The organism is Streptomyces sp. UG1 (assembly GCF_049974585.1).
In the GTDB taxonomy this organism is placed as follows: domain Bacteria; phylum Actinomycetota; class Actinomycetes; order Streptomycetales; family Streptomycetaceae; genus Streptomyces.
This window is the reverse complement of the sequence record NZ_JBNGGG010000038.1, coordinates 75084-91722: the sequence shown is the minus strand read 5'-3', so window position 1 is coordinate 91722 and position 16639 is coordinate 75084. Positions and strand designations below refer to the sequence as shown.

Below are 16639 nucleotides of genomic sequence, written 5' to 3'. Positions count from 1 at the left end.
TTCTCATACGGTCCGAGACGAGAGGACGACGGCCCTTGAGTGACACCGACGACCTGGTGGAGATCGAGCAGTTGCTGGCCCGGTACGCGGTGGCCATGACGCGCGGGGACGTGGACCGGGTACTCGCCGCGTTCACCCCGGACGGCAGTTACAGCGCCTTCGGCGACACCTACCCGCTCGACGAGTTCCCGGCGCTGATCGCGGCGGCCCCGAAGGGGCTGTTCCTCGTGGGGACGCCGGTGATCGAGCCGGCCGGCGACGCGGCCACCGGTACCCAGCCGCTGTGCTTCGTCGAGCACTCGGCGCACGAGATGCGCATCGGCTACTACAACGACACCTACGTCCGCACCCCGGACGGCTGGCGGCTGCGCACCCGCGCCATGACCTTCATCCGCCGCAGCGGCGTCCACGACTCGGGCCGCCCGCACGCCTTCGAACGCACCCGCCCATGAGGACCGGCGAGTTCCGGCAGGCGCTGGGAGCGTGGCTGGACACCCACGACCTGGCCCCCGGCGCGGACCACGGCCTCGACGCCCAGGTCGCCCAACTGGCCCGTGTCCGGCGGGAGCTGTGGGCGGCGGGCTGGATGCGACACGGATGGCCGCGCGCGGTCGGCGGGCTCGGCGGGCCGAGCGTGCTGCGGGCGGTGCTGGGCGAGGAGGTCGCCTCCCGCGACCTGGCTGAGCCCGGACTGTGGTCGATGGTCGAGGTCCTGGTTCCCACCCTGATCGACTACGCGCCGCCCGCGCTGGCCGCCGAGATGGTGCCCCGGCTGCTGGGCGGCGAGGAGCAGTGGTGCCAGGGCTTCTCCGAACCGGGCTCGGGCAGCGACCTGGCGTCCCTGTCCACGCGGGCGGTACGGGACGGGGACCACTGGGTGGTGACGGGCCAGAAGGTGTGGACGAGCCTCGCCCAGTACGCCGCCCGCTGCGTCCTGCTGGCCCGGACCGGAGAGCCAGGACACGCCGGCATCAGCGCCTTCTTCGTCGACATGGACTCCCCCGGCATCACCGTACGGCCGCTGCGCACGATGCACGGCGTCGACGAGTTCGCCGAGGTCTTCTTCGACGAGGCGCGCGTTCCCGCCGCGCGCCTGCTGGGCGCCCCCGGCGACGGCTGGCGGCTGGCGATGGACCTGCTGCCGCACGAACGGTCCACGTGCTTCTGGCACCGCGTCGCCCACCTCTACAGCCGGCTGGACCGCCTCCTGGCGGACGGCTGTGAGCCGGACGCGGACGCGCTGGGCGCCGTCTGGCTCGACCTGCACAGCGTGCGCTGCCGCTCGGCCGCCACCCAGCGGGCCCTGGCGGACGGCGGCCGGCTCGGACCGGAGACCTCGGTGGACAAGATCCTGCTGGCCGGTGCCGAGCAACGGCTGTTCGACACCTCGCGGGACCTGCTGCCGGGGTCGGTGGAGCTGGCGGCGGACGGGGCGTGGCGCACCGAGTACCTGTACTCGCGGGCCGCGACCATCTACGGCGGCACCGCCGAGATCCAGCGCAACATCGTCGCCCGCCGTCTGCTGGACCTCGGGAAGGAGTGAGCCGCGGTGGACGCCGCCGAACGCGCGCTGCTGGAAGAAGCCCTGCGCAAGACCATGACGACGAGCGCGCCGGGAACCGAACTCGACGCCGCACTCACAGGCCTGGGCTGGGCTCAGATCCTCACGGAGGAACCGGACACGGCGACTCCGCTGGTCTTCCGGCTGCTCGGGGAGACGGGAGCCCAGGCACCGGTCCTCAACGACGTCGTGCTTCGTTCGGCGTGCCGCCCGCTCGGGGGCACGCTGCCGCTGCCGTATGCGGGCGGGACCTGGGTGGAGTGGGCACGGGGCGGCTCCCAGGACGGCAGCGCCCTCGACCCCGGGCTCCCGATACGCCGGGTGGCCACGGGCGACGCCGTCCCCCTGGCCGCCGGGCGCCGAGCGCTGGGCTGGTGGCTGCTGGGCACCGGCCGCGCCATGCTGGCACTCGCCCGCGAACACGTCCTGGACCGGCAGCAGTTCGGTCGTCCGCTCGCCTCCTTCCAGGCGCTGCGGCACCGGCTGGCGGAGACGTACGTGGCGCTGGAGGCGGCGGAGGCGGTGCTGGCCGCCGCCGATGACGAGATCAGCGCGCTGCTCGCCAAAGCCACGGCCGGCCGGGCCGCGCTCACCGCCGCCCGCCACTGCCAGCAGGCGCTCGGCGGCATCGGCTTCACCGCCGAGCACGCCCTGCACCGGCACGTCAAACGTGCCCTGGTGCTCGACGGGCTGCTCGGCTCCACCCGTGAACTGACCCGCGAGGCCGGCCGGCTGCTGCTGCGTGAGACGCGCGCACCCCGCCTCGTCGACCTGTGAGAGGCGATCCGTGACCGACCTGTGGAACGACCTGCTCGGCTGCCTCGACCTCGCGCCCCGCGGGGCGGCAGCCTACGAGGGACGCTCGCAGCGGCTGGAGCACCGGCGGCTGTTCGGCGGCCAGTTGCTCGCCCAGTTCGCCTGCGCCGCGCAGCTCTCCGCGCCGGGCAAGGGCCTGAAGTCGCTGCACACGCAGTTCCTGCGGGAGGGACGCACGGGCGAGCCGGTGCGTTACGAGACCGAGGTGCCGCAGCAAGGCCGGACCTTCGCGACCGTACGGCTGACCGCCCGCCAAGAGCGGGGAGTCGTCGCGGTGGCGAACGCGAGCCTGCATGCCTGGGAGGAAGGGCCCGGTCGGCAGACGGCAGCCCCCGTGCCGGAGCTGCCCGGCCCCGAACGCGCCGCCGAACTCGGCGTCCTTCCCTGGGAGTCGAGGGCGGCGGCCGATCTCGACACCGCGAAGTCCGAGCCGCCCGAGTACGAGCTGTGGACCCGCATCCCGGACGCTCCCCGGGATCTCGCCCCCGCCCTCCTCGCATACGCCACCGACCTCACACCGATCGGCACCGCGCTACGTCCTGTGGAGGGCGTGACGCAGGCGGACGCGGGCCGTGCGTTCACCTCGGCCGTCACCGCACACACCGTGTGGTTCCACCGGCCGTTCGGCACCGGGGACTGGCTGCTGCTGCGTCAGCACAGCCCGCTCGCCGCGCACGGCCGGTGCTTCGGCCGCGGGGACGTCCTGACACCGGACGGCACGCTGCTCGCGTCGTACGCACAGGAGGCGCTGCTGCGGTTCACGGCATGAGCGGTGCGGCTGCGGTCGGGGCGTCGGCCGACGCGGGAGTGCACACCGGCGGCCCGGCCACCGGCACCCGCGCAAGCAGCCCGCCCGGCGACCCAGCCACCCGCACCCACGCAAGCAGCCCGCCCGGCGACCCAGCCACCCGCACCCACGCAAGCAGCCCGCCCGGCCACCCAAACTCACGCCAATCGCATGACTGGAGCCCGGCCGCAGACCTCGCCTGAGTGGTACGACGGAGCCCGGGCGCCCCCGCCTGGCGCCGGCGGCACGACGGCAGACCGGCCACCAGCACCCACGCCGGCCGCCCCGAAGCCGCCATGACGCTCTCCCCCACGGGCAGTTGTCAGGGTGCCGGGACCTCCAGAACCAGCGCCGATCCCATCCCCCCGCCCGCGCACATCGACGCGACGCCCACTCCGCCGCCCCGGCGGCGCAGTTCGTGGACGAGTGTGACGATCATCCTGGTGCCCGTGGCGGCGACGGGGTGACCGAGGGAGCAGCCGCTGCCGTTGACGTTCACCGTGTCCGGGTCCAGGCCGAGGCGGCGGATCACCGCGAGCGGCACCGAGGCGAACGCCTCGTTGATCTCGAACAGGTCCACGTCGGACACCGCCATGCCCGCCCGCTGAAGCGCCTTGGGGATGGCGTGCACGGGGGTCAGGCCGGTCTCGGCCGGGTCCAGGGCCACCGAAGCCCAGGAGCGCACCCTGGCCAGTGCGGGCAGGCCGAGCTGCTCGTCGGCCACGGCCACGGCCGCCGCCGCGTCGTTGGCGCCGCACGCGTTGCCCGCCGTGATCGAGAAGCCCTCGAGCTCCGGGTGGAGCGGTTTGAGGGCAGCCAGTTTCTCGGCGCTGGTGTCGCGGCGCGGGTGCTCGTCGGTCTCGAAGGGGCCGCGTGGGGTGTCGACCGGCACGGTCTCGTCCTTGAAGCGGCCCTCGTCGAGCGCGCGGACGGCGCTGCGGTGGGAGCGCAGCGCCCACGCGTCCATCTCCGCGCGGGTGAGGCCTTCCCTGACAGCCGTGTTCCAGCCGACCGTGATCGACATGTCGAGGTTGGGGGCGTCCGGGCGGTCCGGGTGCGAGGGCGGCACCCAGCGCTCGCTGTCCAGGAAGGACAATTTCGGTGCGGTGGACGCGGAGTTGACGCCTCCGGCGAGCACGAGCCGGTCCATGCCGGCCCGGACAGAACCGGCGGCCGTCTGGACGGCGGCGAGGCCCGCCGCGCAGTGCCGGTTCAGGGCGAGCCCCGGCACCCGCGGCAGGCCCGCCGTCAGCGCGGCGTGGCGGGCGACGACTCCGCCGCCGTAGTGCGACTCGGCGAGGATCACGTCGTCCACGAGTTCCGGATCCAGCCCTTGGGCCACGGCCGTGACGACACGGACCGCCAGGTCGTACGCAGTCGTCTCGCGCAGGCTCCCCTTGAAGGCGGTACCGATGGGCGTGCGCAGGGCGGCGACGAGCACGGCTTCAGGCATCGGCGGCCTCCTCCAGTTCGGCGACGAGCGTGCGGCGCAGGACTTTTCCGGTGGGTGTGCGAGGCAGTTCGGGGCGGAAGACGACGGTGTCCGGCGTCTTGGAGGAGCGCAGGCGCTGTTTCGCGAAGGAGCGGATCTCGTCCGGGTCGCCCGCCCCGACCAGCACCGCGACCAGGCGCTGGCCCCACTCCGGGTCGGGCATCCCCAGTACGGCGGCCTCGCGCACCCCCGGGTACTGGAGCAGCACGTCCTCGATCTCGGCGGGGGCGATGTTCTCCCCGCCCCGGATGATGGTGTCGTCGGCGCGGCCCTCGACGAAGAGGTAACCGTCCTCGTCCAGACGGCCCCGGTCACGCGTGGCGAACCAGCCGTCCCCGGCCACCGAGCTCGTCTCCGCGTACTCGCCGGAGATCTGCTCCCCGCGCACGAAGACGAGCCCCGTCCCGCCCGGTCCGAGCGGCTTTCCGTCCCCGTCCCGGATCTCGATCTCCACGCCCGGCAGCGGCCGGCCCACCGAGCCGAGCCGCGCCCGCACCGCCGGGTCGTCGGAGGCGACCGCCCGCCAGTGGTCGTCGGGGCCCAGCACACAGACCGACGAGGCGGTCTCCGTCAGCCCGTAGGCGCCCACGAAGCCGGTCTCGGGGAACTGGCGCAGGGCTCGCTCCACCACCGGGCGGGGGCAGCGCGCACCGCCGTAGGCGAGACTGCGCAGGGTCGGCGTCCTGGCCTCCGCGTCACCGAGTTCCGCAGTGATCCGGGCGAGCATCGTCGGCACGACCATGGCATGGGTGACACCCTCGCGGCGTACCGTGGCCAGCCAGTCGGCCGGGCCGAAGGCGGACTGGTAGACGACGCGGCGGCCGGCGTACAGGTTCGTCAGCAGGTTCATCAGGCCGGCCACGTGGTAGGGCGGGAGGGCTACCAGGCTCGCGTCGGCCGGCTCCGCGGAGCCGAAGTCCTGGGTGTTGAAGACGTAGGCGAGCAGGTGCCGGTGGCGCAGCAAGGCCGCCTTGGGGGCGGCGGTGGTGCCGCTGGTGTAGAGGACGACGGCGGTGGCGTCGCGGTCCTCGGGGGCGGGCCGCCACTCGGTCTTGCCCGGCGGCGGGGTCAGCAGCGCGTCCAGGTCGGCCGGATGCAGCACCTCGGCCCCCGGGTGCCGCAGGAGCAGGGTGCCCAACTGGTCGTCACCCAGCCGGTAGTTGAGGGGGACGAACGGGACTCCGGCCAGGGCCGCGCCGAACAGGGCGACGGGGTAGGCGAGGTGGTTCGGACCCAGGTACAGGACCGCTGTGCGGTCACGGAAGCGGTCGGCCGCGTGACGTGCGAGGCGCTGGAGCTCGGCCGCGGAGAGCGAGCGGCCGCCCTCCGTGACGGCCGGCCGGTCCCCCGCGGAGGCGGCCATTTCCAGAAGCACGGCTATATTCATGAGAACACCATTCTCCTACACTTAGAGGATGACTAGCAAGAGAGGGGAATGACAGTGCGCATCGACGGTGTGGCGGCCTTGGTGGTCGGCGGCGCGGGCGGGCTGGGTGAGGCGACGGTGCGGCGGCTGCACGCGGAAGGCGCCCGGGTGGTGGTCGCCGACCTGGCCGACGACAAGGGCAAGGCCATGGAGGCGGAACTCGGTGTGCGGTACGTCCGCACCGACGCCACGGACGAGGACTCTGTGGCGGCAGCGGTGCAGGCGGCAGAGCAGGCGGGCGAGTTCCGGATCGCCGTTGACTGCCACGGCGGCCCGGCGAGCGGCGGTCGGCTCGTCGGCAAGGACGGCTCACCTCTCGGCCTCGCCGGCTTCCGCACCACCGTCGACGTCTACCTGACGGGCGTCTTCAATGTCATGCGCATGACCGCAGCCGCCGTCGCGCGCACCGCACCCCTCGGCGAGGGCGGCGGTCGGGGCGTGATCGTGACGACGTCCTCCATCGCGGCGTACGAGGGCCAGATCGGCCAGCTGCCATACGCCGCCGCGAAGGGCGGGGTGAGCGCGATGACACTGGTCGCCGCCCGGGATCTGTCCCCTCTCGGCATCCGCGTGGTGTCCGTCGCTCCGGGCACCGTCCTCACGCCCGCGTACGGGAAGGCCGCCGACCGCCTGGAGGCGTACTGGGGCCCCCAGGTGCCGCATCCGCGGCGCATGGGCCGGCCGGAGGAGTACGCCGCACTGGTCCAGCACCTGTGCGAGAACGACTACCTCAACGGTGAAGTGGTTCGGCTGGACGGCGCGTTGAGGTTCCCACCGAAGTAGCCCCCCACACTGCAGGAGGTAAACCTTGCGCACGAGAACCCGGGGCTGGACTTGGCGCGCCCTCGTCCTCCTCCTGTCCCTGATGTCGGTGAGCGCCTTCCTGCAGCCCGCACAGGCCTCCGCGACCGCTCCCGCGCCGCCGGACCCCGAGCGGATCCGGGTACGGCAGCTGCCGCTGCCACCGACAGCGCCCTCGGAGAAAGCCGGTTCCTGCACGCCGGCGGTCAACCCCAACCGCACAGGCTGCATCTCCGCCGACTGGGCGGACGCTCTCCAGGGCGGCGGCTTCCTCTCGGACGGCCGTACGGTCACCGCGCTCGTTGCCTTCGCCGGCGCTCCGGCCGCACCCGACCCGGCGAGCGTCTACAGCGGCCGGCAGCTGGTCCTGGTCAGGACGGACGGGACGGCATTCCCGAACGATGACGCCTGGAAGTGCCTGACCTGCGGCACGCCGGCCGCCAACAAGCAGGGAGCGAACGAGGACGCGAGCTATCCGCAGCCCTTCGCGGACGGCAGGCGCATCCTGTACGGGTCGAACATCCTCGACTGCGGCCCCTACAAGCTCGCCTCAGCCGCCTGCACTCCGGACCGCGTCCACGTCTACCCGATCCGCTGGAACACCAAGGCGGACGGTTCGGGCCCGGGCGGCTCGATCCGCGAACTGCGCCTGCACCCCGACCAGGTCCACATCGGCTTCAACAGCACCTCGGTCACGGGCGGCCGCCTCGACCAGTACGGCTACTTCGCCCGCCTGCGCTTCGATCCCGCCCCGGCGACGGGCACACCACGCGCTCCGCGCTACGACCTGGAGAAAGTCACCCGCCTCTTCGACCCCTCCGTGACCGGACAACCGGTGCACAGCGACCCCGACAACCCGTCGAAGCTCGTGTTCGACCCCACGGTGCCCTCCGTCGGCGAGCTGCGCGGCTTCACCAAGGACGGCAAGGAGGTCATCTACATCGGGCATCCGGCCGAGTCGTCCAACATGGACCTGTTCGCCGCCGACCTGACCACGGGCGAGGTCCGCCGGATGACGGCCCACCCCGAGTACACGGACCCCGTGGACTCCTCGCCGGACGACCGGTGGATCGTGGCGCTCGACACCCGCGGCTCCGACCGGTCGATGTTCGTCTCCGGCATGACCGGCATCCCGCCGGTCACCGACCTGGTGACCACGTCCGCGGTCTCCTCCGTCCGCAACAACGGACAACGCCGCTTCTTCCAGCCGTACCTGATCGACCGATACGGCGACCGCGGCTCCTACCAGGGCCAGCAGCTGAACGCGGGCGACACCTCACCCGGCGGCATCGGCGACCCGAACTGGAACGCGGGCGCCGACCCGCGCTGGTCGCCGGACGGTACGGCCGTCACGTACTGGCAGCGGCTGGTCTCCGCACCTTCCTGCGGCGGCACGAACCCGCTGCCGTGCCCGCAGTCCACCGAGCCGGGCGGCCGGCGTACCCGCCTGATGGTCGCGGACCTGGTGGACCGCAAGCCAGTGCGCACGCGCCCGGTGAAGCCGGTGTCCGACGACGTGCCGTGGGGCACGCCGTACACGGCGGGCGACCCGGCGCCGCAGCGGCCGTACCCCGCGCAGGGCACCTACTCCCTGCGCGGCAAGACGTCCGGCAGCGCGACGGTGGACATCGTGTGGGACGACGCCAAGACGGCCGTGCAGACGGTGTCGGTGCGCTACAAGCGCTACTCGGACGACGGCAGGACCTTCCTGGGCGGCTCGGAGCGCGTCACGCGCACCAGCAAGAGCCCCACCCTGAACGCCGTCGACTGGTACTCGGACCTGACGCGGACCGGGCGGGATGGCAAGGTGCTGGCCACCAAGAAGACCAGTGCCGACGGTTTCCATCTGACGATCGACGTGTTGGAGACGGTCTTCCAGGCGACCGGCACGCTCACCACTACGGTCGGTGGCCGGACGTACACCCAGCCGGCCAACGGGACCTGACCGCCCCCGTGGCTCAGGCACGGTCCGTCTCCTGGCGCGCCTTGGCCCACAGCCAGCCTCGGTGGGACCGTCGGCGACGCCGAGTGTGGGGCCGGACTGCCCCATGCGGGTGGTGACCTTCACGCCCGAGACGTGGAGGCGGGCGCGGCGGGCGTCAGCGGGGTCGCCGGTGCGGTCGGCCCGGTCGACCTGCCAGAAGGCGTGCAGGACCTGGAGGCGGAACTGCCCGATCTGGATCCAGGTGTCCGCGAGTTGGTGCCGTACGGACTGCTGGTCGGCGAGTGGGCCGCCACGGGTACGGCGGGAGGCGATCCGGCTCGGTCATCATCTCCAGGGCGCGCCAGCACTGGCCGACCGAGCGCATGGCGTGGTGCAGCCGGCCGCCGCCGAACCGGGCCTGCGCGATGCGGAAGCCGGAGCCGGGCTCACCGAGCAGGTTCTCGGCGGGGACGCAGTCGGTGAACCGCAGGTAGGCGTGGGCGCCCTGGCCGAGCGGTTCGCCGGCCAGGCCCGTGCCGCGCACCATCTCCATGCCGGGGGTCCGGGCCGGATGAGGATCATGGAGGCGCCCTTGTGCACGGGCACGTCCGGGTCCGCCACCAGGACGACCTTGCCCTTCAGCCCCTGCACGGCGTCCGCCCCCACTCCCGTTGATAATGCTGGTCTCACGGCGACGTGCGCCAGTGAACGGGCTACAGCGCATCAGTAGGGATGGGGATGGGGTACGCAAACGCGCTGTTCGACCTCTCCGGCCGGGTGGTCCTCGTCACCGGCGGCAGCCGGGGCTGGGGCGGGCCATGGCGTTCGCGGCGGCACGCTGCGGCGCCGATGTCGTCGTGGCCAGCAGGACGTACGACGCCTGCGCTGCGGTGAGCGCGACGCGGTCCACGAGCGGTTCGGCAGGCTCGACCCGCTGGTCAACAACGCGGGCATGTCCCCTGTCTACGACGATCTGGCCAAGGTCACGGAGAAGGGCCGAGGCCGGCGGCGGCGTGATCGTCAACGTAGGCTCCACCGGCTCGATCCGGCCGCGTCCGGCGATCGTGCCGTACAGGGCCGCCAAGGCGGGGCTGAACGCGGTGACCGTGCCGAGGGGGTGCGTCCGCATGCTCTGCAACGCGTGGGCGAGCCGGACGAGGTGGTGGGCGCCGCCCTGTATCTGCTGTCGGACGCCCCCTCGTACACCAGCGGGGCGGCGCTGCGGGTGGACGGCGGCATGCCGTAGCAGCTCCTATGCCATGCCGCCGTGTTCTCCCAGGCGTGGCGGCGGGCCGTACCACGGCTCGTGTCCGGCGATCCGGAACGGGCTGCCGACCAGGCGGTGCCCGCCCGCCTCGACCACCGCATCCGGCGCCTCGGCGAGCGCGTCGGGGAGGGTGCGGACGGCCGCAGCCGGTACCCGCCGTGGACGCAGGCGGGCCTCCCAGCCGGTCGCGGTGTCGGCCGCGAGGGCCGCCGTCACCGTCGCGATCACCTCGTCGCGACGGGCCGCGCGCTCGGCCATGGTCGCGTAGCCCTCGATACCGGCCTCGGCGGCGAAGGAGCGCCAGAAGCCGTCGTGGGTGATGAACAGCGCCAGGTGGCCCTCGGCGGTGGGGAAGAGCTGGGCGGGAACGTAGTAGGCGTGGGCGCCGCCGAGGCGGCGCGGGGCCTTGCCGTCGTTGAGCCAGGCGGCGGCGTGGTAGTTGAGCTGGGAGAGCATCACGTCGCGCAGCGAGACCTCGATCTGGCCGCCGCGACCCGAATGGACCTGGGCCAGCAGACCGAGGGCGGCGGCCAGCCCGGCCGAGTTGTCGGCCGAGGAGTACCCCGGCAACAGGGGCGGGCCGTCCGGGTCGCCCGTCAGGGCCGCGATGCCGGTGGCGGCCTGGACGACGTAGTCGAAGGCGGCTGCGTCGCCCGCGTCCATGCCCCAGCCGGTCAGGGCGACGCAGACCAGGCGCTCGTTGAACGGCTTGAGCGCCTCGTGGGTCAGGCCGAAACGCTCGATGGCCGACGGTTTGAGGTTGACCAGCAGGGCGTCGGCATCGCGCACCAGCTCGTGCAGGCGGTCCTGTCCGGCCGCGGTGGCCAGGTCCAGACGGACCGAGCGCTTGCCCCGGTTGAGGCTGGCGAAGTAGGTGGCGGAGACCTGGCGGGAGAGGTCGCCGCCGGGTGGCTCCACCTTGGTGACCTGAGCGCCGAGGTCGGCCAGCAGCATGGTGGCGTACGGGCCGGCGAGGATGTGGCCGACCTCCAGGACGCGCAGGCCGGCCAGCGGGCCGTTCACTGGAGGTCCGCCGCTATCGCGGCCACCGCGTCGCGGGTGCGCAGTTTCGAAGCGACCAGTTCGTCCCGTCCGTTCCCGAGGGGCAGCAACCGCATCGACAGATCCGTCACCCCCGCGTCCGCGAACCGCCGGAGGCGGGCCCTGATGGCCGCCTCGTCGCCGGCCGCGCACAGGTCGCCGACGTCGCGGGCCTCTCCGTACTCCAGCAGGCGCTGGTAGTTGGGTGAGATCTCCGCCTCCCCGAGGATCCGGTTGGCCCGCTCGCGGGCCGAGTCCACCTCGTGCGGTGCGCACAGGCAGACGGGGATGCCCGCCACGATGCGTGGGGCGGGGCGTCCTGCCGCCTCGGCCGCCTTGGTGATCGTCGGGGCCACGTGTTCGGCGACCGCCCGCTCGTCGGCCATCCACAGCACCGTGCCGTCGGTGTACTCGCCCGCGATGCGCAGCATCACCGGGCCCAGCGCGGCCAGCAGCACCGACAGCGGAGCGACCGGGGCGAGGGTCAGCGGATTGTGGACGCGGAAGATGTCGTTCTCGACGTCCACCGAACTCGCCCCGGCCAGCGCCGCGCCCAGCACCTCCAGGTACGCGCGGGTGTACGCGGCGGGCTTCTCGTACGGGATGCCGAGCATGTCGCGGACGATCCAGTGGTGGGAAGCGCCGACGCCGAGCGCGAGCCGTCCTGCGGCCGCCGCGTGGGCCGACATCGCCTGGCGGGCGAGGGCCACGGGGTGCTGGGCGTGCACCGGGACGACCGCGGTGCCCAGCTCGATGCGCGAGGTGGCCTGCCCCATGAGGGAGACGGCGGTCAGGGCGTCGAAGTCGGTCGGTACCTGCGGCACCCACACCGTGTCGAACCCGGCCTCCTCGGCCCAGCGGGCGTCGTCGGCCATGCGCGCCGCCTTGTGCGCCGCGTCGCCCCGCTCGGGGCCGCTCATCACTCCGACTCGCATTCAGTTCTCCCGAGCTGTCAGGGCGCGGATGTCCGCGACGATCGCGTCGAGCGGGGTGCCCGTCGGATACACGGCGGCGGCCCCGGCCTCCCGCAGCCGCGTCACGTCCCCGGCCGGGATGGTGCCGCCGACCACGACGGGGATGTCGTCGCCGCCGGCGGCGCGCAGCGCCTCGACCGTGCGACGGGTGAGGGCGAGGTGGGCACCGGAGAGGATGGACAGGCCGACCACGGCGACGTCCTCCTGCACGGCGGTGGCGGCGATGTCGTCCACGCGGTGCCGGATGCCGGTGAACACCACCTCGAACCCGGCGTCCCGCAGCCCTCGGGCGACCAGTTTCGCACCGCGGTCGTGGCCGTCGAGCCCGGGCTTGGCGACGAGAACGCGCACAGGTGTGGCCATCAGAACACCACCGGCTGCCGGAACTCGCCCCACACCGCGCGCAGGGCGTCGGCCATCTCGCCGACGGTGCAGTACGCGCCCGCGCAGGCGACGAGCGGGTCCATCAGGTTGGTGTCTCCTTCGGCGGCACGGCGCAGGTCGTCCAGGCGGGCACGCACCTCGGCGGCGCTGCGCTCGGACTTCACCCTCGCGAGCCGCTTGAGCTGGCGTTCGCGGCCCTCGGCGTCGAGTTCATAGGTGGCGAGGTCGGGCGGCGGCTCGTCCACCGTGAACCGGTTGACGCCGACGACCGGCCGCTCGCCGGAGGCGGTCTCCTGGTGCAGACGCCAGGCCTCGTCGGCGATGAGCCCTTGCAGATAGCCGTCCTCGATGCATCGGACCATGCCGCCGTGAGCCTCAAGATCGGCCATGATCTCGACGATCCGTTCCTCGGTCGCGTCGGTGAGTGCCTCCACGAAGTACGACCCGCCCAGCGGGTCGGCGACCTTGGCCACGCCCGTCTCGTACGCGAGGATCTGCTGGGTGCGCAGGGCGAGTGTCGTGGACTCCTCGCTGGGCAGGGCGAACGGCTCGTCCCAGGCAGCCGTGAACATCGACTGCACGCCGCCGAGGACGGAGGCGAGCGCCTCGTAGGCGACGCGCACGGTGTTGTTGCGGGCCTGCGGAGCGTACAGCGAGGCCCCGCCGGCCACGACGCCGAAGCGGAACATGCAGGCCTTCCCGGTCCTCGCACCGAACCGCTCCCGCACGATCGTCGCCCAACGCCTGCGGCCCGCCCGGTACTTGGCGATCTCCTCGAAGAAATCGCCGTGTGTGTAGAAGAAGAAGGAGATCTGCGGGGCGAACTGGTCGATGGTCATACGGCCACGCTCCAGGACCGTCTCGCAGTATGTGACGCCGTCGGCGAGCGTGAACGCCATCTCCTGGACGGCGTTGGCGCCCGCGTCACGGAAGTGCGCACCCGCGACGGAGATCGCGTTGAATCGGGGTACCTCGGCAGCACAGAACTCGATCGTGTCCGCGATGAGCCTGAGCGAGGGTTCCGGAGGCCAGATCCAGGTGCCGCGCGAGGCGTACTCCTTGAGGATGTCGTTCTGGATGGTGCCGGTGAGCTTCGCCCGGGGGATACCGCGCTTCTCGGCTGCGGCGACGTAGAAGGCGAGCAGGATCGCGGCCGTGCCGTTGATGGTGAAGCTGGTGCTGATCCGGTCCAGCGGGATGGTGTCGAAGAGGATCTCGGCGTCGGCGAGGGTGTCCAGCGCGACCCCGACCCGGCCGACCTCGTCGGTGTACTCCGGGTCGTCGGAGTCGTAGCCGCACTGGGTGGGCAGGTCGAGCGCCACCGACAGGCCCGTGCCGCCCTGGTCGAGGAGGTAGCGGTAGCGGCGGTTGGACTCCTCGGGCGTGCCGAAGCCGGAGTACTGGCGCAAGGTCCAGGTGCGGCCCCGGTAGCCGGTGGGGTAGTTGCCCCGTGTGAAGGGGAACGTGCCGGGGTCGGGCGGCTCAATGGGGCGGTCGGCGGGGCCGTAGACCGGCTTGAGCGGGATGCCGGAGGCGGTACGAGGGTCGTCGGTCATGACAGCTGGTCCTTCATCACCTTTCCGGTGGCGTTCAACGGCAGCTCGGTACGGAACTCCACGTGGCGGGGCACCTTGAAACCGGCCATCCGCTCCTTCGCCCAGGCGATGAGTTCCGCCTCGGTGACCTCGGCGCGCGGGACGACGAACGCCTTGCCGACCTGGCCCATCCGCTCGTCCGGCACGCCGATGACGGCGGCCTGGGCGACGGCCGGGTGCTTCAGCAGGAAGCCCTCGATCTCGGCCGGGTAGGCGTTGAAGCCGCCGACGATGAACATGTCCTTCTTGCGGCCGACGATCCTCAGCCGGCCCTCGGCGTCCAGCTCTCCCAGGTCGCCGGTGTGGAGCCAGCCGTCGGCGTCGACGGTCTCGGCGGTGGCCTCGGGGTCGTCGAGGTAGCCGCGCATGACGGAGTAGCCACGCACGAGCACTTCCCTGTCGTCCGCGATGCGCACCTCGAATCCTTTGCAGGGTCGGCCGACGGTCGTGGCGACGGCCTCGTGGGGGTCGCCGGGGCGGGACGCGGTGACGGTGCCGGCCTCGGTGAGGCCGTAGCCGGTCATGAGGTGACGGAACGGCAGCTCGGTCGTGATGCGGCGGACCAGCTCGACCGGGATGTCGGCGGCGCCGGTCACCGCGACCCGCAGCGAGGAGAGGTCACGGCCGCCGGCCGCCTCCAGCAGGGAGTGGTAGAGCGTCGGCGGGCCCGGCAGGACGGTCACCCGTTCCTTCTCCACCAGGCCCAGCACGTGGTCCACGTCGAACACGGCGACCGGGAGGACGGTCGCGCCCCGGATCATCGACGCGACGATGCCCGCTTTGTAGCCGAAGATGTGGAAGAACGGGTTGACGATCAAGTACCGGTCGCCTTGGCGGAGTTGAGCCAGGTCGCACCACTCGGCGTACAGGCGCAGAGTCTGGCCGTGGGTGGTCATCACGCCCTTGGGGCGGCCGGTCGTACCGGACGTGAAGACGATGTCGGCCAGGTCGTCCTCGTCCACCTTGCGCTCCAGCGGATCGCCGGAGGCGAGGAAGCCGGACGTCTTCAGGTCGATGACCGGCACGCCGGGCGGGCCCGTGAACTCCCGGTCCAGGAAGCCGCTCTGGACGCACAGCGCCTTGGCGCCGCTGCGTACGACGATGTCGTGGGCCTCCTCGTCGAGGAAGCGGGTGTTCACCGGCACCAGCACCCCGCCGGCCATGAGGAGGCCGAACGCGGCGACGATCCACTCGGCCGAGTTGGGCGCCCAGATCGCCACCCGGTCGCCCGGCCCGACGCCCGCCGAGGCGAACGCCCCGGCGGTGCACCGGACTTGGTCCGCGAGGTCGGTGAAGGTCAGGCGCAGCTCGCCGTCGACCACGGCCTCGGCGTCCCCGAACCGGTCGGCCGCGCTCAGCACCAGCTCGGGGATGGTCCGGGCCGGGGTCATGCGTCGATCAACCGGGCGAGGTTTCCGCCCATGACCTTGGCCTTGTCCGCCTCGCTCAGCTTCACCAGCAGGTCGACGTAGCTGACCGGGTCGGCCAGGCCCTCCGGGTGGGGGTAGTCGGAGCCGAACAGGACGCGTTCGATGCCGATGAGGCTGCCGAGCTCGGCCATGTCCTCCTCCCAGAACGGGCTGATGTGCACGTTCCGCTTGAAGACCTCCACCGGGTCCTCCTGGAACTCGTGCGGCATCTTCTTGTGCACGTCGGCGAGCCGGCTGAGCAGCGGCTCCACCCAGGAGGCGCCGTTCTCGATCACCGCGACCTTCAGCTCGGGGAAGCGGGACAGCGCGCCGTGGCAGATCAGTGAGGACACCGCGTCCTCGATCGGCCGCCACTCGTTGACCTGCCGGAAGGCGTTGGGCTTGAACGGCAGGAACTCGCGCCGGGCGCCCTCCCAGTCGTTGGCGTAGTTGGAGTAGCCGCTGTCGGAGGAGTGGAAGGCGACCAGGACGCCGGTCTCGACGACCCGCTTCCAGAACGGGTCGAACTCCGGCAGCGCGAAGGACCGGGTGCCGCCGAATCCGGGCACCGGCGCCGGGCGGACCAGGATGGCGCGGGCGCCGCGCTCCACCACCCAGTTCAGCTCCTCGATCGCCTTCTCCACGATCGGGAGGGTGATGACGGGCACGGTGAAGATGCGGTCCTTGTAGGTGAAGCCCCAGGTCTCGTGCAGCCACTGGTTGAGGGAGTGAATGACTACGTGGATCAGCTCCGGGTCGTCCTTCATCCGCTCCTCGATGAGACTCGCGAGGGTCGGGAACATCAGGCTGCGCTGGATGCCCAGCTCGTCCATCAACTCCAGGCGCGGGCCCGGCTCGCGGAAGGCCGGGACAGAGCGCATGGGTTCGCCGAAGATCTCCCGGCGGGTCTTGCCGGTGGGGTTGCCGACCCGGAAGTACTCCTCCATCGCGCCCGGGCGGGCGACCACCTCGAAGGTGGGGTTCGGGATGTACTCGCTGATCTGCCCGCGAATCGCGATCTTGGTGCGGCCGCGGACGTTCACGTACTCGATCGCCCCGTCGTACTCCTTCGGGAGGTACTTGGTGAGCGCCTCCTGGGTCTCGTAGAGGTGGTTGTCCGCGTCGAAGAGCGGATACGCGAGTGCGCGAGAGGGCATGAGAT

Annotated in this window: 16 protein-coding genes and 1 pseudogene; 7 read left to right on the top strand and 10 right to left on the bottom strand. The window is 72.2% G+C overall.

The window, feature by feature from the left end:
• The first annotated feature begins 35 nt into the window (after positions 1 to 35).
• From ACP4J3_RS36030 to ACP4J3_RS36015, 4 genes are read left to right on the top strand one after another with little or no spacing between them, the layout of a single operon-like run.
• Positions 36 to 452, top strand: coding sequence for a nuclear transport factor 2 family protein (locus ACP4J3_RS36030; protein ID WP_426540527.1), 417 nt, complete (start codon positions 36 to 38; stop codon positions 450 to 452).
• Positions 449 to 1543, top strand: coding sequence for an acyl-CoA dehydrogenase family protein (locus tag ACP4J3_RS36025; protein ID WP_426540526.1), 1095 nt, complete (start codon positions 449 to 451; stop codon positions 1541 to 1543). The genes ACP4J3_RS36030 and ACP4J3_RS36025 overlap by 4 nt, the downstream gene beginning before the upstream one ends.
• 6 nt (positions 1544 to 1549) lie before the next feature.
• Positions 1550 to 2338, top strand: a complete 789-nt coding sequence (locus ACP4J3_RS36020; RefSeq protein WP_426540525.1) for an acyl-CoA dehydrogenase family protein — start codon at positions 1550 to 1552, stop codon at positions 2336 to 2338.
• 10 nt (positions 2339 to 2348) lie between these two features.
• Positions 2349 to 3146 (top strand): acyl-CoA thioesterase, encoded by a 798-nt coding sequence (locus ACP4J3_RS36015; protein ID WP_426540524.1) that lies wholly within the window; start codon positions 2349 to 2351, stop codon positions 3144 to 3146.
• A gap of 340 nt (positions 3147 to 3486) precedes the next feature.
• Here the strand turns inward: ACP4J3_RS36015 and ACP4J3_RS36010 are convergent, their stop codons facing one another.
• Complete coding sequence (locus ACP4J3_RS36010) at positions 3487 to 4617, bottom strand: thiolase family protein (RefSeq protein WP_426540523.1); 1131 nt, start codon at positions 4615 to 4617, stop codon at positions 3487 to 3489.
• Positions 4610 to 6043, bottom strand: coding sequence for a class I adenylate-forming enzyme family protein (locus ACP4J3_RS36005; RefSeq protein WP_426540522.1), 1434 nt, complete (start codon positions 6041 to 6043; stop codon positions 4610 to 4612). Before ACP4J3_RS36005 ends, ACP4J3_RS36010 begins: the two co-directional genes overlap by 8 nt.
• A gap of 48 nt (positions 6044 to 6091) precedes the next feature.
• On the opposite strand from ACP4J3_RS36005, the gene ACP4J3_RS36000 reads away from it, so the two are divergent.
• A complete protein-coding gene (locus ACP4J3_RS36000; RefSeq protein ID WP_426540521.1) occupies positions 6092 to 6865 on the top strand; it encodes an SDR family oxidoreductase in 774 nt (257 codons plus the stop codon).
• Positions 6866 to 6890: 25 nt separating this feature from the next.
• Entirely contained in the window at positions 6891 to 8828 is a 1938-nt protein-coding gene (locus ACP4J3_RS35995) for a hypothetical protein (protein ID WP_426540520.1), read from the top strand.
• 210 nt (positions 8829 to 9038) lie between these two features.
• On the opposite strand, the pseudogene ACP4J3_RS35990 reads toward ACP4J3_RS35995, so the two are convergent.
• Together ACP4J3_RS35990 and ACP4J3_RS35985 are read right to left on the bottom strand one after the other, a co-directional pair.
• A pseudogene (locus ACP4J3_RS35990) lies at positions 9039 to 9140 on the bottom strand (acyl-CoA dehydrogenase family protein); the annotation flags it as partial.
• A gap of 454 nt (positions 9141 to 9594) precedes the next feature.
• The gene (locus tag ACP4J3_RS35985; protein ID WP_426540519.1) at positions 9595 to 9936 is read right to left on the bottom strand and encodes a hypothetical protein; all 342 of its coding nucleotides are present in this window, start codon (positions 9934 to 9936) and stop codon (positions 9595 to 9597) included.
• Positions 9937 to 9948: 12 nt separating this feature from the next.
• Between ACP4J3_RS35985 and ACP4J3_RS35980 the strand changes: the two genes are divergently transcribed.
• Complete coding sequence (locus tag ACP4J3_RS35980; protein ID WP_426540518.1) at positions 9949 to 10053, top strand: SDR family oxidoreductase; 105 nt, start codon at positions 9949 to 9951, stop codon at positions 10051 to 10053.
• A gap of 6 nt (positions 10054 to 10059) precedes the next feature.
• On the opposite strand, the gene ACP4J3_RS35975 is transcribed toward ACP4J3_RS35980, so the two are convergent.
• Genes ACP4J3_RS35975 through ACP4J3_RS35950 form a run of 6 tightly spaced genes read right to left on the bottom strand, consistent with a single transcriptional unit; the run spans position 10060 to position 16634 of the window.
• The gene (locus ACP4J3_RS35975; RefSeq protein ID WP_426540517.1) at positions 10060 to 11097 is read right to left on the bottom strand and encodes a CaiB/BaiF CoA transferase family protein; all 1038 of its coding nucleotides are present in this window, start codon (positions 11095 to 11097) and stop codon (positions 10060 to 10062) included.
• Complete coding sequence (locus tag ACP4J3_RS35970; protein ID WP_426540516.1) at positions 11094 to 12050, bottom strand: TIGR03564 family F420-dependent LLM class oxidoreductase; 957 nt, start codon at positions 12048 to 12050, stop codon at positions 11094 to 11096. The genes ACP4J3_RS35975 and ACP4J3_RS35970 overlap by 4 nt, the downstream gene beginning before the upstream one ends.
• Positions 12051 to 12452, bottom strand: a complete 402-nt coding sequence (locus ACP4J3_RS35965) for a cobalamin B12-binding domain-containing protein (protein ID WP_426540515.1) — start codon at positions 12450 to 12452, stop codon at positions 12051 to 12053. It abuts the gene before it with no gap.
• Entirely contained in the window at positions 12452 to 14029 is a 1578-nt protein-coding gene (locus tag ACP4J3_RS35960) for a methylmalonyl-CoA mutase family protein (protein ID WP_426540514.1), read from the bottom strand. Before ACP4J3_RS35960 ends, ACP4J3_RS35965 begins: the two co-directional genes overlap by 1 nt.
• Positions 14026 to 15459, bottom strand: a complete 1434-nt coding sequence (locus tag ACP4J3_RS35955; protein ID WP_426540513.1) for a FadD3 family acyl-CoA ligase — start codon at positions 15457 to 15459, stop codon at positions 14026 to 14028. The genes ACP4J3_RS35960 and ACP4J3_RS35955 overlap by 4 nt, the downstream gene beginning before the upstream one ends.
• Positions 15456 to 16634, bottom strand: a complete 1179-nt coding sequence (locus ACP4J3_RS35950; protein ID WP_426540512.1) for an amidohydrolase family protein — start codon at positions 16632 to 16634, stop codon at positions 15456 to 15458. The genes ACP4J3_RS35955 and ACP4J3_RS35950 overlap by 4 nt, the downstream gene beginning before the upstream one ends.
• Positions 16635 to 16639: the final 5 nt, after the last annotated feature.